The sequence below is a fragment of the Tabrizicola sp. genome, from assembly GCF_041911175.1.
Taxonomy (GTDB): Bacteria; Pseudomonadota; Alphaproteobacteria; order Rhodobacterales; family Rhodobacteraceae; genus Tabrizicola.
In genome coordinates, this window is record NZ_JAYRPN010000039.1 from 1 (window position 1) to 24,047 (window position 24,047).

Consider the following 24,047-nt stretch of genomic DNA (forward strand, 5'->3'; position numbering starts at 1 on the left):
ACGGCGCCGCGCCCAGAAGCATGGTGGCACGGTCCTCGGGCGTCTGGCTGCCGAGGTCGGCGGAGAGGAGGGCGGCGTAGAGCGGCGCGAGCGGCAGGTTGCGCTCGGCGGCAAGGGTTTCCACTTCGGCGCGGATGTCGGGGGTGAGGTCGGCCATCGCGATCAGGAGCTGGTCGCGTTCGCTCTGCGCGCCCTGGCCCGAGATGAAGACCAGCTCGGGCAGGCCGGATTCGATATAGGGCAGCTGCTTGCCGCGGCTGCGGTCGTAGACGTCCTGCTGGACGAGGGTGAGGGCGGTGCGAAGCTCCACCCCCGCCGTGGCGAAGTGGCGGACGAGGGCGGCGGTGAAGGGGGAGTTCGCTTCGTCGCCATCGGAGGCGGTCTCATTCGGGGCGGCGGAGAAGGCGAAGAGGACGCCATCGGCGCGCCCCATGCGGCCAAGGCCGGATTTCGGTTTCGGGGCATCGGGCGGGTCATCGTCAAGTGCTGCGGCCCCCCTGCCCTCCTTGCCCCCGCCGGAGAACGGGTCGTCGCGGCAGGCGTCGAGCAGGATGATCGCCACGGGGGCGACGGACTGGATCACCTCTTGCGCCTCGGAGAGCGGAAGCGCGGTCTCGGCCAGTTTCGCGGCGGAAGAGGCGTCGGCGTCGGTGGGCAGGAGGTAGTTCACACCATCCAGCGCGACGCCGTGGCCCGCGTAGAAGAGGAGCGCGACATCGGCGCCCTTGGCGTCTTCCTTGAAGTCGTCCAGCGCGCGGCGGGTGCGTTTCAGGTCGCGGTTGGTTTCGACGAAGACCTCGAAATCCAGCCCTTCCAGCACCTTTTCAAGCGCGCGGGCGTCGTTCAGGGGGTTTTCCAGCGGACGGACGAAGTCGTAATCCTCGGCGGCGATCAGAAGGGCGACGCGCTTTTCCGCCAGTGCGACGGTGACGCCGCAAAGCCAGAGGATCAGAACAAGACCGAGACGCCGGAACAGCATCGCCCACTCCCATCGGGTGCGGGCAGAATGCTGAAGCCTGACCGGATGGTCAAAGGAAAAAGCCTGTCATGTTGCGGGCTTCATGCCGTCATTGCGCGGCAACGGCGCGGTTGGCTTCGGGCTCGGCGGGGGCAAGCTCGGCCTCTTCCATCACCTGACGCTGCCACATCGCGGCATAGACGCCGCCCTGGTCCAGAAGGTCGTCATGCGTGCCACGTTCGATGACCCGGCCATCGTCGAGGACGAGGATCTGGTCGGCGTCGGCGATGGTGGACAGCCGGTGCGCGATGGTGATGACGCTGCGGCCCTGCCCCATCTCGGCCAGGCTTTCCTGGATCGAGCGTTCGGTCTGGGTGTCGAGCGCCGAGGTGGCTTCGTCCAGGATCAGGATCGGCGGGTTCTTGAGCAGCGTCCGGGCGATGCCGACGCGCTGCTTTTCACCACCCGAGAGCTTGAGGCCGCGTTCGCCGACCTTGGTCTCATAGCCTTCGGGCAGGCGCATGACGAAGTCGTGGATGCGTGCGGCCTTGGCGGCGGCGATGATCTCGGCCTCGGACGCGCCGTCGCGGCCATAGGCGATGTTGTAGCGGATCGTGTCGTTGAAGAGGACGGTATCCTGCGGCACGACGCCGATCTGGGCGTGAAGCGAGGTCTGCGTCACGGCGCGCAGGTCCTGCCCGTCGATGCGGACCGCGCCCGAGGTCACGTCGTAGAAGCGGAAGAGAAGCCGCCCGATGGTGGACTTGCCGCTGCCGGAATGCCCGACGAGGGCAAGCTTCTGGCCGGGCTTCAGGGTGAAGGAGACGCCCTTGAGGATTTCGCGTGCCGGTTCGTAGGCGAAATGCACGTTGTCGAAGGTGATCTCGCCCGCCCGGACCTGCAGAGGCTGGGCATCGGGCGCGTCGGTGATCTCGGCCGGTTGGCCCAGAAGCGCGAACATCTCGCCCATGTCGACGAGGGCCTGCCGGATCTCGCGGTAGACGGTGCCAAGGAAGTTCAAGGGCATGGTGATCTGGATCATGTAGGCGTTGACCATGACGAAATCGCCGACGGTCAGGCGGCCCGCCTGCACGCCAAGCGCGCTCATCGCCATGACGATGACGAGGCCGGTGGTGATCAGGGCTGCCTGGCCGATGTTGAGGAAGGAAAGCGACAGGCCGGTCTTGACCGCCGCCGTTTCATATTGCCGCATGGCGCCGTCATAGCGGTCGGCCTCGCGCGTTTCGGCGTTGAAATACTTGACGGTTTCGTAGTTCAGCAGGCTGTCGATGGCCTTCTGGTTGGCATCGGTGTCCTGGTCGTTCATCTCGCGTCGGAGCTTCACCCGCCATTCGGTGACGGTGAAGGTGAACCAGACATAAAGCGTGATGGTGACGATGACGACGGCGGCATATTGCCAGCCGAAGACCCAGGCGAAGATCACCGCGACCATCGTGAGTTCCAGGATCAGCGGGCCGATGGAGAGGAGCATGAAGCGCAGGAGGAAATCGACGCCCTTCACCCCGCGCTCGATGATGCGGGAAAGGCCCCCGGTCTTGCGGGTGATGTGGTAGCGCAGCGAAAGCTGGTGGATATGGGTGAAGGTTTCGATGGCGAGGCGGCGGATGGCGCGCTGGCCGACGCGGACGAAGACGGCATCGCGCAACTCGCCGAAGACGACGGCGCCAAGCCGCGCGAAGCCATAGGCGACGACAAGCGCCACGGCACCAAGGCCCATCAGCGCGCGGGGGTCGGTGCCCGCCTCGTTCGAGAGGCTGTCGACGGCCAGCTTGTAGAGGTAGGGCGTCGAGACCGAGACGAGCTTCGCCGCAAGCAGGAACAGAAGCGCGATGACGACACGGCGTTTTACCCAGGCCTGCCCGTCCGGCCAGAGATAGGGCGCGACGCGGCGGATGGTGGTCATGGCAGGCGCGCGGGCAATGCCCTGGTCGGCAGAGGTGGCGGTCGTGGTCATGCGGCGCATCGGGGGTCCTGGATGGCGTGTCCGGCGCGCGGCCAACGGGATTGCGTGGCGGGTCCGGGTCGGCTATGGTCAATTCAAGGTTTCTTGAATAGTTGAACGATGGACCGAAGTAAAGCCCTTGCCGCCCTGTCGGCGCTTGCGCATGAGACGCGGCTCGACCTGATCCGCCTGCTGACCCCGCAGGGCGCGGAGGGGATGGCGGCTGGCCAGATCGCGGAAGCCCTGGGGATCGCGGCCCCGCGCCTGTCGTTCCACCTGTCGGCGCTGGAACAGGCGGGGCTTCTGCGGTCGCGCAAGGTGGCGCGGAACGTGTTCTACAGCGTGGACGCGCGTGGGATCGGGGCGACGATCGCCTATGTGCTGAACCATTGCTGCTGCGACCACCCGGAGGTGCGGGCCGCCTGTTCGCATGGGGCTGGCGTGCTTCAGGGCGCGGTTTCGGGAACCGAGAACACCTGACCGGGGTAGATCAGGTCGGGATCCTTGATCTTGTCCTTGTTCGCCTCGAACACCTGAACGTAGAGCACGCCGTTGCCGTAGCGTTCCTGCGCGATGCCCCAGAGGGTGAAGCCCGGCTGCACGGTTACCGTCACCGGGGCTGCCGCCGCGACGGGTTCCGGCGCGGACTGCTGGGCTGCCGGGGCCTCGGCTGCGGCGGGTTCCGCGGAGGGTTCGGGCACTGGTTCGGTGGCAGGTTCGGAAACGCCTTCCGGCGCGGCAGGTTCGGGTTCCGCTGCGGCGACTTCGGTTGCGCTGGCAGCGGGCTCGGGCGCTGCCTCTTGCGGCTGGGCGGGGGTGTCCGGGGCGGCGGTTGCCTGCGGGGCGGGTTCGGTGCCCGTGGCGGCGGCAAGCGCCTCCAGCGTCTCGCGCTTGAAGGGGGTTTCGAAGCGGGAGGTGACCTTGCCTGCCGCGTCCAGCTGGTCGACGCGCAGGGTGTAGATGCCCGGCGGCGTGTCGGGCAGGATCGCGAGCCAGAGCCCGGTTTGCGGCACCTGCGTGGTCGCCGTCTCAACGTTGTCGAGGTAGATCCGCAGGGCCGCCCCCGCCGCCCCGCGCCCGCCGATCTGGACCTCGCCTTCCGGCGTATAGGAAATGGTGTCGATCATCACGCTGGTGCCGGGTGCAGCGGCGGGATCGGGCGGGGCGGGGTCCTGCAGGACGACGGCGCCTTCCTCGGACAAGAGAAGGGCGGGCGGGGCGGCGGGCGCCTCGGCGGCGGCGACGGTTTCCGTCGGGGCCGGTTCTTCGGCGGGGACAGGCTTCGGGCCTTCGACCGGGCCGAGGGCGACCATCTCTGCGGACGGGACGGGGTCGTGATCCGGCAGGGTCATCGACAGCCACATCAGGCTGGGCTTGGGGTTCGGCGCGAGGGTGAAGAGGATGGCGAACTCGCCGGACGCGGTGGCGGTGCCGCTGGCGACCGGAGCGCCGTCGACCATGATCTCGATGGTTGCGCCGGGTTCGGCATTGCCGGAGACGACGGCCGCGCCATCCGCCGCGACGCGCCAGGTGTCGATCACCGGCTGGGCGGGTTCGGCTGGCGCGGCGGCGGGTGCGGGCGTCGGTTCGGGTGCGGGTGCCGGTGCGGCGGGGTCAGGGGTTGCCTTGGCGGGTTCGGGAGCGGCGACTTCGGCTGCGGCCACTGGTGCCGGGTCAGGTCGCGTCATCTGCCAGGCCGCATATCCGCCACCGGCCACCACGGCCCCGCCCAGAAGCAGGATCGCCACCTTTGCCCCCGGGGCAAGCGCCCTGAATGCCGCCATCCCGTCTCTCCCCCCCGGCCTATGCCGTTCCTTGTCATCAGGAATCGCTATATGACGGGGCAAAGCAACTGTTTTCGAGCGCTCCCATGCCCCTTCGGTCCGTCTGCGTCTTTTGCGGCTCTCGTCCCGGCCGGAACCCGGCCCATGCGGCTGCCGCACAGGCGACCGGCGCGATGCTGGCACGGAACGGCTGGCGGCTGGTCTTCGGAGCGGGCGACGTGGGGTTGATGGGCGAGGTGGCGAAGGCCGCGATGGCCGCGGGCGCGCCGACGCTGGGGGTGATCCCGGTGCATCTTCTGGGCCGCGAGCGCCAGGCCCGCGACCGGGCGCAGATGGTCGTGACCGAGGACATGCACGAGCGCAAGAAGGTGATGTTCATGAACTCGGACGCGGTGGTGGTGCTGCCGGGCGGCGCGGGGTCGCTGGACGAGTTCTTCGAGGTGCTGACCTGGGCGCAGATCGGGCTGCACGGCAAGCCGATCCTTCTGCTGGACGTGGAAGGTTACTGGCAGCCGCTGGTCGGGCTGGTCGACCATGTGATCGCCGAGGGCTTTGCGGATGCCTCGCTGAAGCGGCATTTCCAGACGGTGCCGGATGTCCCGGCGCTGGAGGCGGCGCTGGCGGGTGCCCTGGGCTGAGCAAGGGAAAAGGCCCGCAGGGGTGCTGCGGGCCTTTCGCAAGGGTCTGGGCGCCGATCAGAGGGCGGCGGCGACCGCTTCCCAGTTCGCCAGCTTTTCCAGGAAGTTGGTCAGGTAGGCCGGGCGCTTGTTGCGGAAGTCGATGTAGTAGGAATGCTCCCAAACGTCGCAGCCGAGAAGCGCGGTCTGCCCGAAGCAGAGCGGGTTCACGCCATTCTCGGTCTTGGTGACCTTCAGGCTGCCGTCCTTGTCCTTGACGAGCCAGGCCCAGCCCGAGCCGAACTGGCCCGCACCGGCGGCGGCAAAATCGTCCTTGAACTTCTGCACCGAGCCGAAGCTTTCGGTCAGCGCCTTTTCCAGCGCGCCGGGGATCTTCTTGCCCTCGCCCGGGGCCATCCAGGTCCAGAACTGGTTGTGGTTCCAGTGCTGGGAAGCGTTGTTGAAGATGCCGTTCTGCGCGACGGCGCCCGCCTGGTAGGTGCCGCGGACGATGTCTTCGACGGATTTGCTCTCCCACTCGGTCCCGGCGATCAGCTTGTTGCCGTTGTCGACATAGGCCTTGTGGTGCAGGTCGTGGTGATATTCCAGCGTCTCCTTCGACATGCCGAGGCCGGCAAGCGCGTCGTGGGCGTAGGGAAGATCGGGAAGGGTGAAGGCCATGAGGGTCTCTCCTGTTGGGTGAAGGCTTGGGACGAATAAGGGGGCTTCCTTGCGGAAGGTCAAGGTGCGGCGACCTTGCTTCTGCCCCCTTGCGCCGGACTACGGCTTACGGATCAACCCTTCGAGACCTTGCAGGTTCCCTCGCCCGTCCAGCTGTTGTCGTATCCACCGGGCTCGCCCTTCATCTTGGCGGGCTGGCCGTTGTTGAAATACGAGAAGGTATAGATCATCCGACCGCCCTGCCCCCGGTTCCGGTAGCTCAGTTCCCAGGTGTAGGTGGAGCGGGCCTTGGTGCGGCCGCTCAGCTTTGCCGGGATCGGATTGCCGACGAAATGCTTGATGACCGGGTCGAAGACGGTGATCTCGCCCTTTACGTCGTCGTCGGTGAGAATCAGGATCTCCGGGATCCAGCCACCGCCGCGAGCCTCTTCGTAGGGAAACTTGCATTCATACTGGGTGATCTTGGCCGCCGCAGGGCCGAAAGCTCCGGAAATCGCCAGAAAACCAACTGCGACCGCATACTTACCGAACGCCATTCCAAATCCTCATTCATCCAATTGTCGATGCTGAAAGAATGGAAGATGGCGTCCGGCTGTCAAGCCTGTCAGTGTGCCGCATTCTCCAGAAGGTCGAAGACGTAGCGGGCGACCGAGCGGAAGCAGACCAGGGTGAAGCCGCCGTCCTGCCGCCACATGGCCGCCGCGACCTGTGCGGTGCGGCTGCGGCGCAACTCGCCCGGTTCCAGCTTGTCGAAATCGACCGGCGCGAGTTTCGCCAGCACTTCGGCGGCCCTTTCGCCTTCGACCCGGAACACGGCCCGGGCGTCGGAGACATCGACGGCAAGATGATGCTCACCCGCCAGCGATTTGGCGAGGGAGGCCAGGGCTTCGCCGACCCCGGCATAGGGGACGATGAGCAGGTATTCGTCCGGGCTCATCCAGCCGCAGGCACGGTCGCCGTTCACCTCGATCCGGCGTTGGGCGGGCACTTTCGTCCCCGTCACCGCCTTGATCGCCTTGTCCAGCGCTTTCACGCCCTTGGCACGGAGCGTGATCATGCCCAGGGGGCCGATCTCGCGGATGGCGGCGAAGCCCTGGAAGCTGGCGCCGTTCAGCGCCGAAACCGGGTCAGACATTCTGCTTCTCCCCATCCTTGTCAAAGAAGACCGTGTCGCGGACCTTCGCCTTCACGGTGCCACCGGCGGCGGTGTTGAACTCCACCACCTCGCCCATGCGGGAGAGCCCGTGCTTCAGAAGGCCCATCGCGATGCCGCGTTTCAGCGTCGGCGAGTGGTAGGTCGAGGTCACCCGGCCCTGCACGTTGCGCTGGCCGTTGGCGTTCACCCCGTCGGCGACGATGTAGCTGCCGTCGGGGACGACGGAGCCGTCGAGCGTCTCGAAGCCCACCAGTTTCCAGCGGTCGGGGCTGGCGAGGTGGGTGCGTTCCTGGCCGCGCTTGCCGAGGAAGTCGGCCTTCTTCTTGGAGATCGCCCAGTCGAGGTTCAGGTCCTGCGGGATCACCGTGCCGTCGGTTTCATCGCCGATCATGATGAAGCCCTTCTCGGCGCGCATGATGTGCAGGCATTCGGTGCCGTAGGGCATGGCGCCCAGCGCTTTTCCTGCTTCCTGACAGGCGGCCCAGAAGGCCGCGCCGTGGCTGGCGGGGACGGCGATCTCATAGCTGAGTTCGCCCGAGAAGCTGATCCGGTAGACCCGGACCGGGAAGCCGCCAAGCGTGCCGTCCGCCCATTGCATGAAGGGCAGGGTTTCCTTGGAAACATCCATCCCGCCAAGCACTTGCAGGAGCTTCCGCGCGTTGGGGCCGACGACCGCGACTTGCGCATATTGCTCGGTCACGTTGGCGGTGTAGACCTGCCAGTCCCACCATTCGCATTGCAGCCAGTCTTCCATCCAGGCGTGGATGCGGTCGGCCCCGCCGGAGGTGGTGTGGCAGAGCCAGGTGTCCTCGTCGATGCGGGCGACGACGCCGTCATCGGAGAGGAAGCCCTGTTCGTTGCACATGAGCCCGTAGCGGCACTTGCCGACCGGCAGCGTGGACATGACGCCGGTGTAGAGCATGTCGAGGAAGCGGCCCGCGTCGGGGCCCTTGACGATGATCTTGCCGAGGGTGGAGGCGTCGAGGAGGCCGAGGTTCTGGCGGGTGTTGATCACCTCGCGGTGGACGGCCTGTTCGTGCGTCTCGCCTGCGCGGGGGAAGCAGTAGGGGCGGCGCCAGAGGCCGACCGGTTCGAAATAGGCCCCGGCCTTTTCATGCGCCTCGTGCATCGGCGTGCGGCGGAGCGGCTGGAAGATGTCGCCCCGCGATTCCCCGGCCAGCGCGCCGATGGTGACGGGCGTGTAGGGCGGGCGGAAGGTGGTGGTGCCGACCTGCGGGATCTGGGACCCTTGCGCATCGGCAAGGATGGCCAGGCCGTTGATGTTCGACAGTTTCCCCTGGTCGGTCGCCATGCCGAGCGTGGTGTAGCGCTTGGTATGTTCGACGCTGAGATAGCCCTCGCGCGCGGCAAGCTGCACGTCGGAGACCTTCACGTCGTTCTGGTAGTCGAGCCACATCTTGTTGCGGTAGGCGATGGGCGCGCCCTGCGGCATGACCCAGACCGGCGGGATCGTCGGCTTGCCGTCGAGGGTGAGGTCGCCCGAGGCGGCGCCGACGACTTCGACCATCGCCGAGCCGTCGTGGTTCAGCGGCGGGCGGGCCGGATCGGGGACGAAGGCGGAGATGGTCTCGTCCCAGAGAAGCTTGCCGCCGCAGTGGCTCCACAGGTGGACGACGGGCGACCAGCCGCCGGACATGGCGACGGCCTCGCAGGCGATTTCCTCCTGCACGGCCCCCTCGCCCGCCTGGGCGCAGACGGTGACGCCGGTCACACGCTTGCCGCCCTTGACCTTGGCGATGGCCTTGCCGGTCAGGACACGGATGCCAGCGGCGCGGGCGGCCTCGGGCAGCGCGCCGGTGGCCTGGTCGCGGGCGTCGAGGATGGCGGGCACGTCGAGGCCTGCGGCCTTCAGCGCCAGCGCGGTCTGGTAGGCGCTGTCGTTGTTGGTGACGACGACGGTCCGGTCGCCGGGCGAGACGGCGTAGTTCACCACATAGTCGCGCATCGCCCCGGCCAGCATCACGCCGGGGATGTCGTTTCCGGCAAAGCTGAGCGGGCGTTCGACGGCTCCGGTCGCGCTGATGATCTTGCCCGCCCGGATGCGCCAGAGCCGGTGCTTCGGACGGCCATCGCCGGGGGTATGGTCGGCGACGCGCTCGTCGGCGAGGACATAGCCGTGGTCATAGACGCCGAAGCCGCAGGTGCGGGTGTGGAGGGTGACGTTGTCACGCGCCATGAGGTCGGCTTCGATCGCCCTGAGCCAGGCTTCGACCGGCTGGCCCTGCACCTCGGTCTCGTCCACGGGCGCGCGGCCGCCGAGGGTCGGGGCCTGTTCCAGCAGGATCACCCGTTGGCCTGCGTCAGCGGCGGCTTTCGCGGCGAGAAGGCCCGAGACCCCAGCGCCCACCACCAGCACGTCGCAGAAGGCATAGGCCTGTTCGTAGCGGTCGGCGTCGCGTTCGGTCGGGGCCTTGCCGAGGCCCGCCGAGCGGCGGATGATCGGCTCGAACACATGCTTCCAGAACGGGCGCGGATGCATGAAGGTCTTGTAGTAGAAGCCCGCGGGCAGGAAGCGGGCGACGTAGTTGTTCACCACGCCCACGTCGAATTCGAGGCTCGGCCAGTGGTTCTGGCTGGTCGATTCCAGCCCGTCGAAAAGCTCCGTCGTGGTGGTGCGCTGGTTCGGCTCCAGCCGGGCGCCGGTGCCGAGGTTCACCAGCGCATTGGGTTCCTCCGGGCCTGCGGCGACGATGCCGCGCGGGCGGTGGTACTTGAAGCTGCGGCCGACCATCAGTTGATCGTTGGCCAGAAGCCCGGCGGCGAGGCTGTCGCCCTGGAAGCCCTTGAGGCGCTTGCCGTTGAAGGAGAATTCGACGGGCGCGGTGCGGTCGATCAACCGGCCGCCCTTGGCGAGGCGCGTGCTCATTTCATGTCCTTCCAGTCAGGCCGCCAGTCCGGTCTGCGGGCCTGGATCTTCGCGATGATGTCGGCGGGGGGTTCGGAGACCTGCGCGGGATAGGTGCCGAAGACCTCCAAAGTGGCGGTGCAGCGGGCGGCGAGGAACCACTTGCCGCAGCCGTAGCTGTGGCGCCAGCGTTCGAAATGCACGCCCTTGGGGTTCTTGCGGGCGAACATGTAGGCCTCGAACTCCTCGGGCGAGGAGCCGGGGCCGAAGCGCTTGAGGTGCGCCTCGTAGCCGGGCGAAAGCTCGGTCTCTTCGGCCTTCACGCCGCAGTAGGGGCATTCGAGGATCAGCATGAGGGTCTTCCCAATTGTGCGGGGGTCATTCTTCGGTGTCCTGCGGGGCGCCGAGGCCCTTCTGGAAGAAGGTCAGAAGCTCTTCCAGGGGGACGGCAAGTCGGTCGGGAGCCAGGCCTGCCAGCCAGCCCGCGATGCGGAACGGGTGCAGGCTCGCGGCAGCAAGGGTGGCGATGCAGGCCTCGTCGGCGGCAGTGCCGGGGGTGGAGTGGACGAGGACGAGCGAAGGGGCCAGTGTGGCGAGGTCGAAGCTTGTCAGCACCTGGGCCTCATGCCCGCCGGCGTTGACGGCGACGATCTGGGCGCTGTCGATGCCGAGTTCGCCAAGGACGGTGTCCATCCGCAGGAAGGGTACCTCGGTGCTGGTGATGTCCTCGGGCCGGGTGCCGGGGGTGGCGATGCGGTCGCGGATCAGCGAGGCGCGGCCACGCGGAGCGCGGCGCTGGACCGCCTCGGCCTCGGGCGTGAGGGAATGCAGCGGCAGGTTGGCGGCGAGGTCCGAGATGCCAAGGTTCAGCACCGCAACGCGGTCGCCCTTCGCGTGCAGCGCGTCGAGCCCGGCGAAATTCTGCGGATGCGGTTCGATGAGAAGGCCGGACCAGCCGTCATCGCGGAAGCGCTGCAGGAGGGGAAGGCCGTTGTCGCCCGATCCTGCGCCGACCTGAAGGACGAAGACCTGTCCCTGATGGCGGTCATGCACCCCGTTCAGGAGCATGGTCAGGATCGGGGCGTCCAGCTTGTGCGCGCGTTTCGGAATGAAGGGGCCGAGGTCGCGGATCATGTCCGGACCCCGGAAAGAACGGCGCGCGCGGTCGGGCGCGCGCCGGAAGAGAACGCCTTACGGGTTGGTCGCAGGCGCAGCAGGCTCGACCGGAGCGACCGGTTCGGCAGCGCCGTCGGCAGGGGCAGCCGGTTCGGCCGGGACGATGACCGGGTCAGCCGCCGCATCGGGCGCGGGGTCGATGGTGACGTTGGTCGTGGTGTCTGCCGGGGCGTTACCCGGCTCGATGGTGACGTTGGTGGTGTCGGACACCGGGTCGGTCGTTGCGACCGGGGCGGGTGTGCCGAAGACCAGCCACAGGATGAAACCCACGGCGACGACGAGGCCGCCGACGATGAGCGCCATGCTGCCGCCCGAGGATTCGGTCGTGCGGGTTTCGCGGACGTAGGTCTTGTAGTTGTCTTGGTCGGCCATTGGAGTGTCTCCATGCTGTTGCGAACTGGCATGGAAACTTGGGCGCCGGGAGGAGGGTTCCGCCCGGGCCGGGGATCGGCAAGGAGTTGCCGAACCGGATGCATCAGTGGGCGACCCCGGCAGCGACGGATTCGTCGATGAACTGGCCGTCTTTGAAGCGCCACATGTTGAAATCTTCCGCCAGCGGACCGGGTTCGCCCTTGGCCATCAGCTCGGCCATCGCCCAGCCCGAGCCGGGGATCGCCTTGAAGCCGCCGGTGCCCCAGCCGCAGTTGATGAAGCAGTTGCCGAGCGGGGTCTTCGAGATCAGCGGCGAGCGGTCGCCGGTCATGTCGACGATGCCGCCCCACTGCCGCAGCATCTTGAGGCGCGAGATCATCGGGAAGGTTTCGACCAGCGCGCGGAGGGTTTCCTCGATGTGGTGGAAGCTGCCGCGCTGGGTGTAGTTGTTGAAGCCGTCGGTGCCGCCGCCGATCACCATCTCGCCCTTGTCGGATTGCGACATGTAGCCGTGGACGGTGTTGGCCATGACGACCACGTCCATGCAGGGCTTGATCGGTTCGGAGACGAGCGCCTGGAGCGCCACCGCCTCGATCGGCAGGCGGAAGCCGGCCATCTCGGCCAGTTGGCCGGAGTGTCCGGCAACGACCATGCCGAGCTTCTTGCAGCCGATGAAACCCCTGGTGGTGTCGATGCCGGTGACCTGGCCGTTTTCCGACCGGACGCCCTTCACTTCGCAGTTCTGGATGATGTGCATCCCCATCGCCGAGCAGGCGCGGGCATAGCCCCAGGCGACGGCATCGTGCCGGGCGGTGCCGCCGCGCGCCTGGTAGAGCGCGCCGAGGATCGGGTAGCGGGGGCCGTCGATGTTGATGATCGGCACCAGTTCCTTCACCCGCTGCGGCGAGATCCATTCGGTCTGCACGCCTTGCAGGGCGTTGGCGTGAACCGTGCGCAGGTAGCCCCGCACCTCGTGATGGGTCTGGCCCAGCATCAGAAGGCCGCGGGGGGAGAACATGACGTTGTAGTTCAGGTCCTGGCTCAGCGTCTCATAGAGGCTGCGGGCCTTTTCGTAGATCGCGGCCGAGGGGTCCTGCAGGTAGTTCGAACGGATGATGGTGGTGTTCCGCCCGGTGTTGCCGCCGCCGAGCCAGCCCTTCTCGATCACCGCGACATTGGTGATGCCGTAGTTCTTGCCGAGGTAGTAGGCGGTGGCGAGGCCGTGGCCCCCTGCCCCCACGATGATCGCGTCGTAGGAGGCCTTGGGTTCCGGCGAGGCCCAGGCGCGTTCCCAACCCATGTGGTAGCGGAGTGCTTCGCGGGCGATGGCAAAGACCGAATAGCGCTTCATCGGGGCCTCATGTCGGACGGGATGCGCCGGGAGAGTCCGGCAGGGATTTCTTGGAACGGAAGCGGGTTATAGCCGCACCTTTCTGCGGCACAATCGGGAAAAATGCGACAAACCCGTTGTCGCAACCCGGTGATTGCCGCCCCGCGCCCCGGCGGGCGGGGCGCTGCGGCCGAATGCCCCTTTCTTGGCCGGGGTGAAACGACTATGTGGGGCCGGACCGCGCAGGGCTTCCGCGCGATGGTGACGGACGAGGCAGGCGATGACAGGCTGGGGTTTCTGGGCAGTGGCCGCGAGCCTCGCGCTTCTGGTCGCGGTCGTGCTGGTCCGCGCCCTGGGCCGGGCGCCGAAACCGGGGGCCGAGAGTGCCGAGGCTGACCTTGCCGTCTACAAGGACCAGCTGGCCGAGATCGACCGTGACCTTGCGCGGGGCACCATCGGGGCCGAGGATGCGACGCGGCTTCGGGCCGAGATCGGCAAGCGGGTGATCGAGGCGGGTCGGGTGCGCAAGGCGGGATCGGTCGCCACGGGCGTCGGCGGGACCGGGGTGCTGGCGGGGGTGATCCTGGCGCTGGTGGTGCCGGGCGGGCTGGCGGCCTACTGGTGGCTTGGCGCCCCGGGCTATGCCGACATGGCATTGGCCCCCCGGCTGGAGGCGCTGGACGCCGGGATCGCGGCGCGGCCGAGCCAGGAGGCGGAGCTGGCAACCCTGAAGACGCCAAGGGACGCGGCGCTGGACGGGACGCTGGCCGCCGAGCTGGCCGCTGTGAGCGACATCGCGGCCTTGCAGGAGCAGTTCCGCAGCCGGTTCGAGGCGGGCGAGATGCAGGCCGCCGTCCGGGTGCAGGAGCGCATCCTTGCGCTGCGCGGGGACCAGGCCTCGGCCAACGATCATGCCAACATGGCGCTGGCGCTGGTGGCCGAGGCGCAGGGCTATGTCTCGCCCGAGGCGGAGGCGGAGTTGCGGGCGAGCCTGCAGCAGGACATGGGCAACGAGCTGTCGCGCTATCTGGTGGGCGAGATGTTCCTGCAGGGCGGTCGCTATGACCAGACCTTCCGCTTCTGGCGCCCGCTGGCCGAGCATGGCACGCCGGGATCGCCCTGGGTCGGCTCGATCCGCGAGCGGATCGAACAGGTGGCCGAGCTGGCGGGCATCCGCTATGCGCTGCCCGCCGCCGAAGGGGACGGACCCTCTGCCGGGGACATGGCGGCGGCGGGCGAGATGAGCCCGGAGGAGCGCCAGCAGATGATCGAGGGGATGGTGGCGCAGCTTTCCGACCGGCTGGCGACGGAGGGCGGCACGGTCGAGGAGTGGAACAAGCTGGTCCGCTCGCTGGCGGTGCTGGAACGGAAGGACGAGGCGCAGAAGATCTACGACGAGGCGCGGGCCAAGTTCGCGGGACAGGCGGCGGAGCTGTCGTTCCTGAAACAGGCGGCGGTCGAAAGCGGGCTGACCCCGTGATCTGCGCTGGCGTCGAGGAGTTCGTCGCCGCCCTGCCCCCGAACCGGGCGATTGCGGGGCTGGACCTGGGCGACAAGACCATCGGTGTCGCGCTGTCGGACCTGCGGCGGCAGGTGGCGACGCCGATCGAGGTGATCCGGCGCGAGAAGTTCACCCTGGATGCGGCGAAGCTCCTGGCGCTGCTGCAGGCGCGGGGGGCCTTCGGCATCGTGCTGGGACTGCCGTTGAACATGGACGGGACGGTGGGGCCCAGGGTGCAGGCGACGCAGGCTTTCGCGCGGAATCTGGAGAAGCTGACGGCGCTGCCGATCTGCTACTGGGACGAGCGGTTGTCGACGGTGGCGGCGGAACGCGCGCTTCTGGAGGCGGATACGTCGAGAAAACGTCGGAAAGAAGTGATCGACCAGGTGGCTGCCGGATATATCCTGCAGGGAGCGCTGGACCGGATGGCGCATCTTGGCCGAGGGTAAGCCCGTGAAGGACGACGTCTGGAAACGCGACGAGATCGCTTCGCCTTGCGTCCGGCTATGCGTCGTGCATCCCGAGGAACGCATCTGCGTCGGCTGCATGCGGTCGATCGAGGAGATCTCCGGCTGGTCGCGGATGACGCATGAGGAACGGGCGGCGGTGATTGCGGACCTGCCCTCGCGCGCGCCCCGGCTGCAGAAGCGGCGCGGCGGGCGGATGGCCCGGCTGGAACGCTAGCAAAGCGGAGTGCCTTGCGGCACGGAGTCCTTGGGTCGCCTGCGCGGGACTTGCGCCCGCTTGTCTCCGGTTGGGGGTTTCACCCCCAAACCCCCGAGAGTATTTCGGAAAGAGCAACTCAGGGTCTGGTCAGCCAGTCGCTGACGCTGGGGAGTTGCGGGCGGAGGTAGGCGATCATCCGGCCTTCGGGCGGGGCGCTGTCGCCGGGCTTCCAGGCGGCGACGCCGTGGATCGTGAGGCGGTGGAGGAGCGTGGCTTCGCCCGGCCTTGCAGGCAGCTCGATGCGGCGGCAGGTGGCGAAGACCTCGCGGCGGGCCTGCTGGTAGGCGGCGGTCAGGTCGGTGTCGCCCCAGGTTTCCGGCGGGTGGGGCGCAAGAGCCTTCAGGAGCGCGGCGCGGATCAGGGCGTGGCTGCCGTCCCAGACGGTCAGGGGGGAGGCGGGGGCCTCGTTCAGCGGCAGGCCGAGGATCCAGGCGTGGGGTTCCCTGACCATCCGGCGCTTGTCGGGGCCGATGGCGAGGAGGCCGTCGAGATGGGCGGCGTCGCGGTCGCGGCGGAAGGCGAAGGCGGCGGGGGTTTCGTCAGGCGAGAGTTGCGGGTAGCCAGGGCGGATCACCGAAAGCTGCGCCTTGTGGAGGGGTTCGGGGGGCAGCGGCAGGGCCGCCCAGGGGAAGGCGGTGCCGTGGAGGCTGCCGTCCGCGGCGTTCGGGAGCGCGTCCACCCCGACGAACCAGGTGCCGCCGCAGCGCCATGTCTCATCGGTGGTGGCGAGGTGGTCGAGCGCGGCCTGGCGGGCAGCGCTGGCCCAGGCGGCGATAGCCGGGTCGGGGCCGATGCGATGCCAGCCCGGTTCGGCAACAGCCGTCACCATCCCAGCACCTTGCGCAGCATGTTCAGCGCGACGAGGGTCAGGAACACGGCGAAAGCGCGTTTCAGGGGCTTGGGGTTCATCGCATGGGCAAGGTGGACACCAAGCGGCGTGGTCATCAGGGTGGTGCCGATGACGACGAGGAAGGCCGGAAGGTTGACGGCGCCGATGCTGTAGGGTGGCGCCTCGGCGATGGGCAGCAGCAGGAAGCCCAGAAGCGCGGGCACGGCGATCAGCACGCCGAAGCCCGAGGCGGTGGCGACGGCGCGGTGGATCGGCATGGCGTAGAGCGTCATCAAGGGCACGCCGAAGGTGCCGCCGCCGATGCCCATCATGGCGGAGAAGAAGCCGACCGCCCCGGCAAGGGCGCTGCGGACGGGCTGTTCGGGCATGTGGTCGCCCAGCCGCCAGCTGTCGCGCCCGAAGGCCATCCAGAGGCCGGCCAGACCGGCCAGCGCGCCGAACACGGCTTGCAGCGTCGTCGAGGAGACCTTGCCCGCGACGAAGGTGCCGATGGCAGCAGCGATCACCAGGGTCGGCCCCCAGGCCCGGAGCACGCCCCAGTCGACCGCGCCCTTCTTGTTGTGCGAGGAGACGGAGCGGATCGAGGTGATGACGATGGTCGCCATCGAGGTCGCGACGCAGACCTGCATCAGCTGGTCGCCGCCATAGCCGAGATGCCCGAAGGCATAGAAGAAGGCCGGGACCAGCACGATCCCGCCGCCGACGCCAAGGAGGCCGCCGACCACCCCGGCGAAGGCACCGATGACAAGAAGGACGGCAAGCATCGGCAGGGCTGTGGCAAGGTCGGGCATGGGCGGGATCCTGATGGGCGTTGCGACGGTTTAGCGGGCGGGCGCGGTGCAGGCCAGCGGGGAAATGCCGGGCGGGCCTTTCCTTTCCGCGCCGGGCAGAGTAGTCCTGCGTCCTTTCGCCGCATGCATCGCAAGGAAGGTTCTTCATGACCCGCAGCATTTCCCCGACCTCGATGTCGATCATCCTGGGGCTGGTCGCGGCCGTCGGGCCCTTTGCCATCGACATGTACCTGCCCGCGATGCCCGATATCGGGCGCGACCTGGGTGCCAGCCAGCACGAGGTGCAATGGACCATCGTCGGCTATTTCATCACCTTCGGCCTGGCGCAGCTGGTCTATGGACCCTGGGCCGACCAGGCCGGGCGGAAGCCGCCGCTTTATGTCGGGCTGGCGCTCTTCATCCTGGGCACCGTGACCTGCGCGCTGGCGCCGTCGCTCGGCTGGCTGGTGCTGGGCCGGATGGTGCAGGGCGCGGGCGGGGCGGCGAACATGGTCGTCCTGCGTGCGGTGATCCGCGATATGGCCACCGGCCCGGCGGCGACGCGGATGATGTCGACGATCATGATCGTGATCGCCGTCTCGCCGCTGCTGGCCCCGCTGTCGGGCGCGGGGCTTCTGGCGATCGGCAGCTGGCGGCTGGTGTTCTGGGCGCTGCTCGGCGCGTCGATCCTCAGCGCGGCGCTGATCCATTTCGCGGTGCCCGAGACGCTGGCCGAGGCGAACCGGCAACGCTTCGACATGGCGAGCACGCTGAGGGGCGCGCGGACCCTGCTGACCAACCGGGGGTTCCTGGTGATGACCTTCCTGGCCGGGTTCGCCTTCGCCAGCTTCTTCGTCTTCATCGCCGCGGCCTCCTTCGTCTACATCGGCAGCTTCGGGCTGACGGCGACGCAGTTCTCGCTGGCCTTCGCGGTCAACGCGGTGGGCTTCTTCGTGGCCTCGCAGTTCTCGGCCACGATCTCGGCGCGGGTGGGAACGCTGCGGATGATCCGGCGGGCGACCATCGGCTTTGCGCTGGCGACCTTCGCGGGCTTCGGACTGGCGCTGGCGGGGCTGGCGAGCCTGCCGGTGATGATGACGACGCTGTTCGTCGGCAACATGTTCCTGGGCGTGCTGATGCCCAGCGCGCAGGTGCAGGCGCTGGAGGAGCATGGCGCGATTGCGGGACTGGCGGCCTCGCTTGGCGGCACCTTGCAGATGATGGCGGCGGGGCTGCTGGTGGTGCTGGCGGGGCCGTTCCTGGACGGGACGGCGCCGCCGATGCTGGGGGCGATTGCGCTGTGCGGCGCCTTGGTGCTGGTCTTGTCGCGGCTGATCCCGCGTCAGGCGGCGCGGGCCTGAAGTTCGGCCAGCGCGCGGTCGATCACGTTCAGGTCTGCGCCGTCGCGGCTGGCCTGTTCGGAGAGGACCCGCCGCCAGCCCCGCGCGCCGGGCTTGCCCTGGAAAAGGCCGAGCATGTGGCGGGTGATCTGGTGCAGCCGTCCCCCCGCCGCGAGGTGGTCGGCGATGTAGGGGCGCATCGCGTCGACGACGGCCAGCGGGTCGGGCGCGAAGGCGTCGCCCCAGAGCGCGTCGGCACCGATCAGGTTATTGGCGGGGTCGTGGTAGGCCGCGCGGCCCAGCATGACGCCGTCGAGGCCCCGGTCTAGGAGAGCCTTCGCCTGCGCAAGGCTGGTGATGCCGCCGTTGATGCAGAGGGTCAGCTCGGGGAAGCGCTGCTTCATGCGGACGACAAGCCCGTGGTCGAGCGGCGGGATCTCGCGGTTTTCCTTGGGGCTGAGACCCTGGAGCCAGGCCTTGCGGGCATGGACAATGATGTGGCGGACCCCTGCCCCGGCCAGCGTCTCGATGAAGGCGGGCAGCACGGTTTCCGGGTCCTGTTCATCGACGCCGATGCGGCACTTGACGGTGACGGGGGTGTCGGTCGCGCCCTGCATCGCGCGGACGCAGTCGGCGACGAGCTGGGGGCGTTCCATCAGGACGGCACCGAAGCAGCCGGATTGCACCCGGTCCGAGGGGCAGCCGCAGTTCAGGTTGATCTCGTCGTAGGACCAGGCATTGGCGATGCGGGTGGCCTCGGCCAGTTCGCGCGGGTCGGAGCCGCCGAGTTGCAGCGCGACGGGATGTTCGATGGCGGAATAGTCAAGGAGGCGGGGCTTCGGTCCGTGGACGATGGCGGGGGCGGTCACCATCTCGGTATAAAGCATCGCCCGCCGGGTCATCTGGCGGTGGAAGACGCGGCAGTGCCGGTCCGTCCAGTCCATCATGGGCGCGACGGACAGGCGGTGGGCGGCACCCGGTGCGGGAGCTTCTTGGGTTTCTTCGGATTTACCGACGACGGTCATGCGTCATTCGTCCTCGTCAGGTCCCGCGACACCCGTCATCCGGCAGATGGGCCCGGGTCGGGACCCGAGTCATGTGGATGCGGACAGATATCCTCGCTCCAGGCACCAATGCGCCGTTGAGGATAGCGCATACAGGGCGGGGAACGTGGTCCGCAAGGCCGGAAAGTGCCCGACGCGCCGAAGACGGTCGGCCGCGGGGCGGGATTGCGGCGCGGACGCTGTGGTCAGTCGTTGTCCGAGGCGGCAGCACCTGCGTTCCTGCGGGAAACCTCGGACGGCGGGACCGTGATCCGCAAGGCAAGGCGACCCAGATTTTCCGCCGCAGTGCGCGGAATGGCGGCTCGAGACGTGCAGTCCGTCGGCTGAGCCAGACAGAGCCGCCAGGACCTGGTGCGATCAGACCAGGCCGGGCCGAATACCACGGTTCCATCGCCCGTCACCTGCACGACCGAGCCAAACGGGCCAAGGACCGCGACCGTGCCGTGCCGCACCGCGATCAGATGCAGAAACGGCAGGAGGTATCCCGGTGCCGACAGGTTTTCCGGCAGGGATTCGGGATGAAGCACCACCGTCTGCGTTGTCAGGCGGTCAGCGAGACTTGCTCCGACCCCGACCGGGTCCGGTCTGCCGGCCACGGTATCTGCCAGCCATGTTTCGGCCCACTGAGCCGCGGGCAACCCCCTCCGCGCCAGCCATTCCGTCGCCCAACCGGCCTCTTCTGCCAGGCCCCAGCTTGCCCCGGCGCCGCGCGCGGCCTTGGTGACCAGGCTGCGCAGCTCGGATTGCGCCATGTCGAGTGCATCATCGCTCATTTCGTCACCTCGTCCGGGAAAGGCTGGTCCTGGAAAAGGCTGATCCGCACCCAGAGATCCGACCTCGGGTCGAAGCGGGTTGCGCCGAAGAAGGCCAGCTTGCAGCGCAGGATGTCGATCGGCAGCATCCCTTGATCCAGCACGTTGTCGCGGATTTCCGCGTAGGGCAGGCCGTGCAGCATCTGGACCCGGCGGACGGTGTGCCGGTGTCCGGGCTGGCGCAGCAGGAAGGCGGCAAGCGTTTCGCCCTGATCCCCGGACGCGAGTGCGGCGGACAGGTCGGCAATCGCGCGGGCGATGCCCAGCGGCTGCTCGCGGTCCTGCCCCGCCTCGTCATGCCGGTTGCCAAGGCGCGGTTCCAGCTTCTCTTCCGACACATACCAGAACCGCGCGACCTGCGCGGGATCGGTGAAGTCGAAACGATCAACCCAGGCGTAATCGCAAGCCAGCCTTTCCCGGAAAACCGCGACCGGGAGGCTGCCATCAATGGCGAAGCCGGAGCTCTCGTCGGCGTCCAGCGCATCGGCAAGATCGTCGATCAGGGCTCCCTGCGGTTCGAGAAGCAGGGACAGCAGGCATTCCTGCCCCTCTTCGGACAGATACGCGTCGCCCCAGCGCCAGAGCGCATCCCAGGGCTGCATGGCGCCGTGCTCCCAGCCGGTCCGCACATGGGCGGCAAGGGCGGAGAGATCGGCCCGCAGGCGGGTGAGTTTCGCCACCTGCGCGGGATGTTCGCTGTGCCAGAGGCGGGCGTTCCCGGTGGCCTCGGCCAGGGCGCGGTGGAACCCCTCCAGCGCCGCCGGGTCGGCAGCGGAAAGTGCCCGCACCCGCGCCAGGGCGGTTTCGCGCACGGTCATCCAGCTGTTCAGGAGACGAGGATGACGGACGAGGAAGGGCGCCATGCCGAGGCCGGTGGAATTGCCCACCCCCAGCCTGCGCCGGAGGTCACGGTCAAGCGGCACCGCGCGCGCGCCACCTTTCACCCGCGCCATATGCTCGGCGATGTCCACGGTGAAGGCGCGGGTCAGCCAGACCGACAGCATCTCGGCCTGGAACGGCGCCTTCAGCTCGGGCCGGTCCGCGATTTCGTCGCGGTCCGCCGCTCCGAACTTGCCGGACCCGTAGACGGCGGTGGTCCGCATCAGGTAGCCGACCGCTTCGATTTCCGCGACATCTGGTTGTCGCCCTTCGGCCAGGCGGTCGACGACATGCGAGAAGAGCCGGACCGAATGGTTGGCGCGGCTGAGCGACAGCTCGCGTGCGGTCAGGCGTCCGGCCTCTTGCAGCGGGACATTGGCGGCCAGGCGATCGATGTCGGCGCCGGACGGCTCCCCGTCCACCAGCGCAAAGGTCGCGTCCCAGGAGGTCGCGATCACCCGGTCGGAGCGCATCTCGTCCGGCAGGTCATGCGCGAAGGCGACGAGGCAGTAGGTCCGCACCGGACCCCGCGCGCGATAGACGGCCCGACCGACGCCACGGTCGTCGATGTCCCAGACGGGGCGGTCGAAGCGCCAGCCTTCGGCTTGCAGGCGGCGCAGAAGGACGCGCAGGAAGGAAAGCCGCATCGGATGCGCCGATCCCATCCGCGACAGGCGCATGACCACATCGGGGTCGCGCGGTGCTATGGCAAGCTGAGGGTCCACACGTCTTGCAATCGTCATTCCGCTGCCCTCTTCGTTCCATCCTGACGGTCCATCGCCCCGAACGCGCTGGCGAAGAACCGCGCCCAGTTGCCGCCCATGATCGCCTCGACCTCGGACACGGAGAAACCGGCGACCGCGAGGCCCTTGGAGATGTTCCCGAAATCACGGGTGTCGGCGAACCAGCGGGGCATGGGCGGAAAACCGGGAGCGTCCTTGCTGCCTTCGCCGAAGTCGACCGCCTTTGTCCAGCGGCCCGTACGCATCCATTCCACCACGCTGTCGGGCTGGTTCTGGCAAAGGTCGGAACCGATCGCCAGGAAATGCGTGCCGAAGCGTTCCGCCGTCCGGGCGATCATGGCGCAGAAATCATCGACCCCGCAGGCCGACCCACCCTTCAGGTGATGGGGGTAAAGCGAGAAGCCCAGCATTCCCCCGGTCTGCGCCAGGGCCCCGATGACGGCGTCCGACTTGTTGCGCCGGGCGGGATGCCAGAAGGCGGGGTTGGCATGGGTGACGGCAATGGGGCGGCTGGAGTGTTCCAGCGCCGCCAGGGTCGAGCGTTCTGCGGAATGGCTCATGTCCACGACCATGCCGACGCGGTTCATCTCGGCCACCACCTCGCGGCCCATGCGGGTCAGGCCGGTGTCCTCGGCCTCGTAGCAGCCGGTCGCCAGCAGGGACTGGTTGTTGTAGGTCAGTTGCATGAAGCGCAGGCCGAGGCGGTGCAAGACCTCGACCAGGCCGATGTCGTCCTCGATGCAGGACGGGTTCTGGGCGCCGAAGAAGATGGCGGTGCGCCCCGTGGCGCGGGCGGTCGCGATGTCGGCGGCGGTGAAGCCCTGGAAGATCAGCTCGGGCCAGCGTTCGAACCAGCGGTTCCAGCGTTCGAAATTGGCCACCGTCTCGCGGAAGGTCTCGTGGTAGACCAGCGTGACATGCACCGCATCCACGCCGCCTGCGCGGAGCTGGCGGAAGATGTCTTCCGACCAGTTGGAATATTGCAGCCCGTCGATCAGATAACTCATTCCGGAACCCCTGCCGCCATGTAGGCGGTCTTGACCGTGGTAAAGAACTCGGCGGCGTAGCGGCCCTGTTCGCGCGGACCGAAGGACGACACCCCGCGCCCGCCGAAGGGAACGTGGTAGTCGGTGCCCGCCGTGGGCAGGTTCACCATGACACAGCCCGCCCGCATGTTGGCGCGGAAATGCGCCGCGCGGGCCAGGCTGCGGGTCATGATCCCCGCCGTCAGGCCGAAGGGCGTGTCGTTGGCGATGGCCAGCGCCTCGGCATAGCTGTCGGCGGGGATGATGCAGGTGATCGGCGCGAACATCTCCTCGCGGTTCATCGCCATGTCGTTGGTCGTCCCGGCGAAGACGGCGGGGGCCATGAAATGGCCCTCGGTCGGGCGGTTCAGCCGCTGCCCGCCGGTGAGAAGCTCCGCCCCCTCGGCTTGGCCCCGCCTTACCCAGTCGAGGTTGGCGGCAAGCTGCGCTTCGCTGACCACCGGGCCGATCTGGGTGCCCTCGGCCAGCGCATGACCCACCCGAAGCGCCTGCGCCGCCTGGACAAGGCGGTCGGTGAATTCCGCCAGCACCTTGCGGTGCACGATCAGCCGCGAGGCGGCGGTGCATTTCTGCCCGGTGCCGCCGAAGGCCGCGTTGCAGGCATGGGCCACCGCCAGCTCCATGTCACAGTCGTCCATGATGAGCATCGGGTTCTTCGACCCCATCTCCATCTGCAGCTTCGCCCGGTTCGTCAGGACGCGCGCGGCGATCCCATGCCCCACTTCGACCGACCCGGTGAAGCTGACCGCCGCCACATCCGGGTGCCCGACCAGCCGGTCGCCCAGCGCGCGGCCTGCGCCCATCACCAGGTTGAACGTGCCCGCAGGCAGCCCCGCCCGCGCGATCACCTGCGCCAGCGCCACCGCCGAGGCGGGGGTCAGGTTCGCGGGCTTCCACACCACGGCATTGCCATAGGCGAGCGCGGGGGCGATCTTCCACGCAGGCGTCGCCACCGGGAAGTTCCAGGGCGTGACGATGGCCGCCACACCGACAGGTTCGCGCCGGACCTCGATCTCCACCCCCGGTCGGGTGCTTTCGGCCTGATCCCCGTGACAGCGCAGCGCCTCGCCCGCGAACCAGGTGAAGAACTGCCCGGCGCGGTAGACCTCGCCCTTGCCCTCGGCGAGCGGCTTGCCCTCTTCGCGCGACAGCAGCGCGCCGATCTCGGCCGACCGCGCCATCAGCTCGGTCCCGATCTGCATCAGCGCGTCGTGACGCCGCTGGATGCCCGCCGCCCACCATTTCGGCTGCGCCTCGCGCGCGGCGGCAACCGCCCTGTCCAAGTCCGCCGCCGAGCCTTGGGCAAAATGCCCGATCACGTCCGAAAGGTCCGACGGGTTGATGTTGGCGACGGTTCCCTCGCCCTCACACCAGTCGCCCGCGATATAGTTGCGCGTTTCAAATTCCATCGTC

The 24,047-nt window shown here is 68.3% G+C and carries 24 protein-coding genes; 6 read left to right on the forward strand and 18 right to left on the reverse strand.

All coding sequences use genetic code 11. From position 1 onward, the window contains the following. Together ACE3P6_RS04820 and ACE3P6_RS04825 are read right to left on the reverse strand one after the other, a co-directional pair. On the reverse strand, positions 1–979 hold a 979-nt coding region (locus ACE3P6_RS04820), incomplete at its 3' end, for a caspase domain-containing protein (protein ID WP_374392141.1). 88 nt (positions 980–1,067) lie between these two features. Continuing rightward, positions 1,068–2,933 (reverse strand): ABC transporter ATP-binding protein/permease, encoded by a 1,866-nt coding sequence (locus tag ACE3P6_RS04825; RefSeq protein WP_374392225.1) that lies wholly within the window; start codon positions 2,931–2,933, stop codon positions 1,068–1,070. 108 nt (positions 2,934–3,041) lie between these two features. Here ACE3P6_RS04825 and ACE3P6_RS04830 point away from each other — a divergent pair, with 108 nt between their 5' ends. Further along, on the forward strand, positions 3,042–3,401 hold the full coding sequence (locus ACE3P6_RS04830) for an ArsR/SmtB family transcription factor (protein WP_374392143.1): 360 nt from the start codon (positions 3,042–3,044) through the stop codon (positions 3,399–3,401). Here ACE3P6_RS04830 and ACE3P6_RS04835 read toward each other — a convergent pair. Continuing rightward, on the reverse strand, positions 3,368–4,705 hold the full coding sequence (locus tag ACE3P6_RS04835) for an Ig-like domain-containing protein (RefSeq protein ID WP_374392146.1): 1,338 nt from the start codon (positions 4,703–4,705) through the stop codon (positions 3,368–3,370). The two genes, ACE3P6_RS04830 and ACE3P6_RS04835, sit on opposite strands and share 34 nt — an antisense overlap. Positions 4,706–4,791: 86 nt before the next feature. Between ACE3P6_RS04835 and ACE3P6_RS04840 the strand changes: the two genes are divergently transcribed. Further along, positions 4,792–5,343, forward strand: a complete 552-nt coding sequence (locus ACE3P6_RS04840) for a TIGR00730 family Rossman fold protein (RefSeq protein ID WP_374392149.1) — start codon at positions 4,792–4,794, stop codon at positions 5,341–5,343. Positions 5,344–5,400: 57 nt separating this feature from the next. Here the strand turns inward: ACE3P6_RS04840 and ACE3P6_RS04845 are convergent, their stop codons facing one another. The 8 genes from ACE3P6_RS04845 to ACE3P6_RS04880 form a co-directional block, all read right to left on the reverse strand. Beyond that, positions 5,401–6,003: a superoxide dismutase gene (locus ACE3P6_RS04845; RefSeq protein WP_374392152.1), complete on the reverse strand. Its 603-nt coding sequence runs from the start codon at positions 6,001–6,003 to the stop codon at positions 5,401–5,403. A 113-nt stretch (positions 6,004–6,116) separates the two neighbouring features. After that, positions 6,117–6,539, reverse strand: a complete 423-nt coding sequence (locus ACE3P6_RS04850) for a hypothetical protein (RefSeq protein ID WP_374392155.1) — start codon at positions 6,537–6,539, stop codon at positions 6,117–6,119. A 68-nt stretch (positions 6,540–6,607) separates the two neighbouring features. Beyond that, a complete protein-coding gene (locus ACE3P6_RS04855) occupies positions 6,608–7,138 on the reverse strand; it encodes a sarcosine oxidase subunit gamma (RefSeq protein ID WP_374392158.1) in 531 nt (176 codons plus the stop codon). Beyond that, a complete protein-coding gene (locus ACE3P6_RS04860) occupies positions 7,131–10,046 on the reverse strand; it encodes a sarcosine oxidase subunit alpha family protein (RefSeq protein ID WP_374392160.1) in 2,916 nt (971 codons plus the stop codon). Before ACE3P6_RS04860 ends, ACE3P6_RS04855 begins: the two co-directional genes overlap by 8 nt. Continuing rightward, positions 10,043–10,378: a sarcosine oxidase subunit delta gene (locus ACE3P6_RS04865; RefSeq protein ID WP_374392163.1), complete on the reverse strand. Its 336-nt coding sequence runs from the start codon at positions 10,376–10,378 to the stop codon at positions 10,043–10,045. Before ACE3P6_RS04865 ends, ACE3P6_RS04860 begins: the two co-directional genes overlap by 4 nt. 25 nt (positions 10,379–10,403) lie before the next feature. Then, positions 10,404–11,159: an FkbM family methyltransferase gene (locus tag ACE3P6_RS04870; RefSeq protein ID WP_374392166.1), complete on the reverse strand. Its 756-nt coding sequence runs from the start codon at positions 11,157–11,159 to the stop codon at positions 10,404–10,406. A 57-nt stretch (positions 11,160–11,216) separates the two neighbouring features. Continuing rightward, complete coding sequence (locus tag ACE3P6_RS04875) at positions 11,217–11,573, reverse strand: hypothetical protein (RefSeq protein ID WP_374392169.1); 357 nt, start codon at positions 11,571–11,573, stop codon at positions 11,217–11,219. Between the two features lie 103 nt (positions 11,574–11,676). Then, positions 11,677–12,924 carry a sarcosine oxidase subunit beta family protein gene (locus tag ACE3P6_RS04880; protein WP_374392172.1) on the reverse strand — a complete coding sequence of 416 codons (1,248 nt, stop codon included), beginning with the start codon at positions 12,922–12,924 and terminating at the stop codon, positions 11,677–11,679. A gap of 259 nt (positions 12,925–13,183) precedes the next feature. Here ACE3P6_RS04880 and ccmI point away from each other — a divergent pair, with 259 nt between their 5' ends. The 3 genes from ccmI to ACE3P6_RS04895 are packed head-to-tail and all read left to right on the forward strand — an operon-like array spanning position 13,184 to position 15,088. Further along, positions 13,184–14,383 carry a c-type cytochrome biogenesis protein CcmI gene (gene ccmI, locus ACE3P6_RS04885; protein ID WP_374392174.1) on the forward strand — a complete coding sequence of 400 codons (1,200 nt, stop codon included), beginning with the start codon at positions 13,184–13,186 and terminating at the stop codon, positions 14,381–14,383. Beyond that, positions 14,380–14,853: a Holliday junction resolvase RuvX gene (ruvX, locus tag ACE3P6_RS04890; protein ID WP_374392177.1), complete on the forward strand. Its 474-nt coding sequence runs from the start codon at positions 14,380–14,382 to the stop codon at positions 14,851–14,853. The genes ccmI and ruvX overlap by 4 nt, the downstream gene beginning before the upstream one ends. A gap of 4 nt (positions 14,854–14,857) precedes the next feature. Continuing rightward, a complete protein-coding gene (locus tag ACE3P6_RS04895; protein ID WP_374392179.1) occupies positions 14,858–15,088 on the forward strand; it encodes a DUF1289 domain-containing protein in 231 nt (76 codons plus the stop codon). A 118-nt stretch (positions 15,089–15,206) separates the two neighbouring features. Here the strand turns inward: ACE3P6_RS04895 and ACE3P6_RS04900 are convergent, their stop codons facing one another. Both ACE3P6_RS04900 and ACE3P6_RS04905 read right to left on the reverse strand, forming a co-directional pair. Continuing rightward, positions 15,207–15,959, reverse strand: coding sequence for a hypothetical protein (locus ACE3P6_RS04900; RefSeq protein ID WP_374392182.1), 753 nt, complete (start codon positions 15,957–15,959; stop codon positions 15,207–15,209). After that, positions 15,953–16,771: a sulfite exporter TauE/SafE family protein gene (locus ACE3P6_RS04905; protein WP_374392185.1), complete on the reverse strand. Its 819-nt coding sequence runs from the start codon at positions 16,769–16,771 to the stop codon at positions 15,953–15,955. Before ACE3P6_RS04905 ends, ACE3P6_RS04900 begins: the two co-directional genes overlap by 7 nt. 146 nt (positions 16,772–16,917) lie before the next feature. Between ACE3P6_RS04905 and ACE3P6_RS04910 the strand changes: the two genes are divergently transcribed. Then, complete coding sequence (locus tag ACE3P6_RS04910; RefSeq protein WP_374392188.1) at positions 16,918–18,111, forward strand: multidrug effflux MFS transporter; 1,194 nt, start codon at positions 16,918–16,920, stop codon at positions 18,109–18,111. Here ACE3P6_RS04910 and dusA read toward each other — a convergent pair. From dusA to ACE3P6_RS04935, 5 genes are all read right to left on the reverse strand, one after another. Next, on the reverse strand, positions 18,093–19,037 hold the full coding sequence (dusA, locus tag ACE3P6_RS04915; RefSeq protein ID WP_374392190.1) for a tRNA dihydrouridine(20/20a) synthase DusA: 945 nt from the start codon (positions 19,035–19,037) through the stop codon (positions 18,093–18,095). The genes ACE3P6_RS04910 and dusA overlap by 19 nt on opposite strands. 302 nt (positions 19,038–19,339) lie before the next feature. Beyond that, positions 19,340–19,927 (reverse strand): DUF3726 domain-containing protein, encoded by a 588-nt coding sequence (locus tag ACE3P6_RS04920; RefSeq protein ID WP_374392193.1) that lies wholly within the window; start codon positions 19,925–19,927, stop codon positions 19,340–19,342. Then, positions 19,924–21,588 carry a hypothetical protein gene (locus ACE3P6_RS04925; RefSeq protein ID WP_374392196.1) on the reverse strand — a complete coding sequence of 555 codons (1,665 nt, stop codon included), beginning with the start codon at positions 21,586–21,588 and terminating at the stop codon, positions 19,924–19,926. The genes ACE3P6_RS04920 and ACE3P6_RS04925 overlap by 4 nt, the downstream gene beginning before the upstream one ends. After that, on the reverse strand, positions 21,585–22,595 hold the full coding sequence (locus ACE3P6_RS04930; RefSeq protein ID WP_374392199.1) for a membrane dipeptidase: 1,011 nt from the start codon (positions 22,593–22,595) through the stop codon (positions 21,585–21,587). Before ACE3P6_RS04930 ends, ACE3P6_RS04925 begins: the two co-directional genes overlap by 4 nt. Next, entirely contained in the window at positions 22,592–24,043 is a 1,452-nt protein-coding gene (locus ACE3P6_RS04935; protein WP_374392202.1) for an aldehyde dehydrogenase family protein, read from the reverse strand. Before ACE3P6_RS04935 ends, ACE3P6_RS04930 begins: the two co-directional genes overlap by 4 nt. Positions 24,044–24,047 lie beyond the last annotated feature (4 nt).

Bases quoted from the DNA above. Each gene is read 5' to 3' on its own strand.
- ACE3P6_RS04935 (WP_374392202.1), bottom strand. From the start codon at position 24,043: ATGGAATTTGAAACGCGCAACTATATCGCGGGCGACTGGTGTGAGGGC.
- ACE3P6_RS04825 (WP_374392225.1), bottom strand. From the start codon at position 2,933: ATGACCACGACCGCCACCTCTGCCGACCAGGGCATTGCCCGCGCGCCT.
- ACE3P6_RS04835 (WP_374392146.1), bottom strand. From the start codon at position 4,705: ATGGCGGCATTCAGGGCGCTTGCCCCGGGGGCAAAGGTGGCGATCCTG.
- ACE3P6_RS04905 (WP_374392185.1), bottom strand. From the start codon at position 16,771: ATGCCCGACCTTGCCACAGCCCTGCCGATGCTTGCCGTCCTTCTTGTC.
- ACE3P6_RS04830 (WP_374392143.1), top strand. From the start codon at position 3,042: ATGGACCGAAGTAAAGCCCTTGCCGCCCTGTCGGCGCTTGCGCATGAG.
- ACE3P6_RS04855 (WP_374392158.1), bottom strand. From the start codon at position 7,138: ATGTCTGACCCGGTTTCGGCGCTGAACGGCGCCAGCTTCCAGGGCTTC.
- ACE3P6_RS04845 (WP_374392152.1), bottom strand. From the start codon at position 6,003: ATGGCCTTCACCCTTCCCGATCTTCCCTACGCCCACGACGCGCTTGCC.
- ACE3P6_RS04865 (WP_374392163.1), bottom strand. From the start codon at position 10,378: ATGCTGATCCTCGAATGCCCCTACTGCGGCGTGAAGGCCGAAGAGACC.
- dusA (WP_374392190.1), bottom strand. From the start codon at position 19,037: ATGATGGACTGGACGGACCGGCACTGCCGCGTCTTCCACCGCCAGATG.
- ACE3P6_RS04900 (WP_374392182.1), bottom strand. From the start codon at position 15,959: ATGGTGACGGCTGTTGCCGAACCGGGCTGGCATCGCATCGGCCCCGAC.
- ACE3P6_RS04920 (WP_374392193.1), bottom strand. From the start codon at position 19,927: ATGAGCGATGATGCACTCGACATGGCGCAATCCGAGCTGCGCAGCCTG.
- ACE3P6_RS04875 (WP_374392169.1), bottom strand. From the start codon at position 11,573: ATGGCCGACCAAGACAACTACAAGACCTACGTCCGCGAAACCCGCACG.
- ACE3P6_RS04910 (WP_374392188.1), top strand. From the start codon at position 16,918: ATGACCCGCAGCATTTCCCCGACCTCGATGTCGATCATCCTGGGGCTG.
- ACE3P6_RS04880 (WP_374392172.1), bottom strand. From the start codon at position 12,924: ATGAAGCGCTATTCGGTCTTTGCCATCGCCCGCGAAGCACTCCGCTAC.
- ACE3P6_RS04840 (WP_374392149.1), top strand. From the start codon at position 4,792: ATGCCCCTTCGGTCCGTCTGCGTCTTTTGCGGCTCTCGTCCCGGCCGG.
- ACE3P6_RS04870 (WP_374392166.1), bottom strand. From the start codon at position 11,159: ATGATCCGCGACCTCGGCCCCTTCATTCCGAAACGCGCGCACAAGCTG.
- ACE3P6_RS04850 (WP_374392155.1), bottom strand. From the start codon at position 6,539: ATGGCGTTCGGTAAGTATGCGGTCGCAGTTGGTTTTCTGGCGATTTCC.
- ccmI (WP_374392174.1), top strand. From the start codon at position 13,184: ATGACAGGCTGGGGTTTCTGGGCAGTGGCCGCGAGCCTCGCGCTTCTG.
- ACE3P6_RS04930 (WP_374392199.1), bottom strand. From the start codon at position 22,595: ATGAGTTATCTGATCGACGGGCTGCAATATTCCAACTGGTCGGAAGAC.
- ACE3P6_RS04860 (WP_374392160.1), bottom strand. From the start codon at position 10,046: ATGAGCACGCGCCTCGCCAAGGGCGGCCGGTTGATCGACCGCACCGCG.
- ACE3P6_RS04925 (WP_374392196.1), bottom strand. From the start codon at position 21,588: ATGACGATTGCAAGACGTGTGGACCCTCAGCTTGCCATAGCACCGCGC.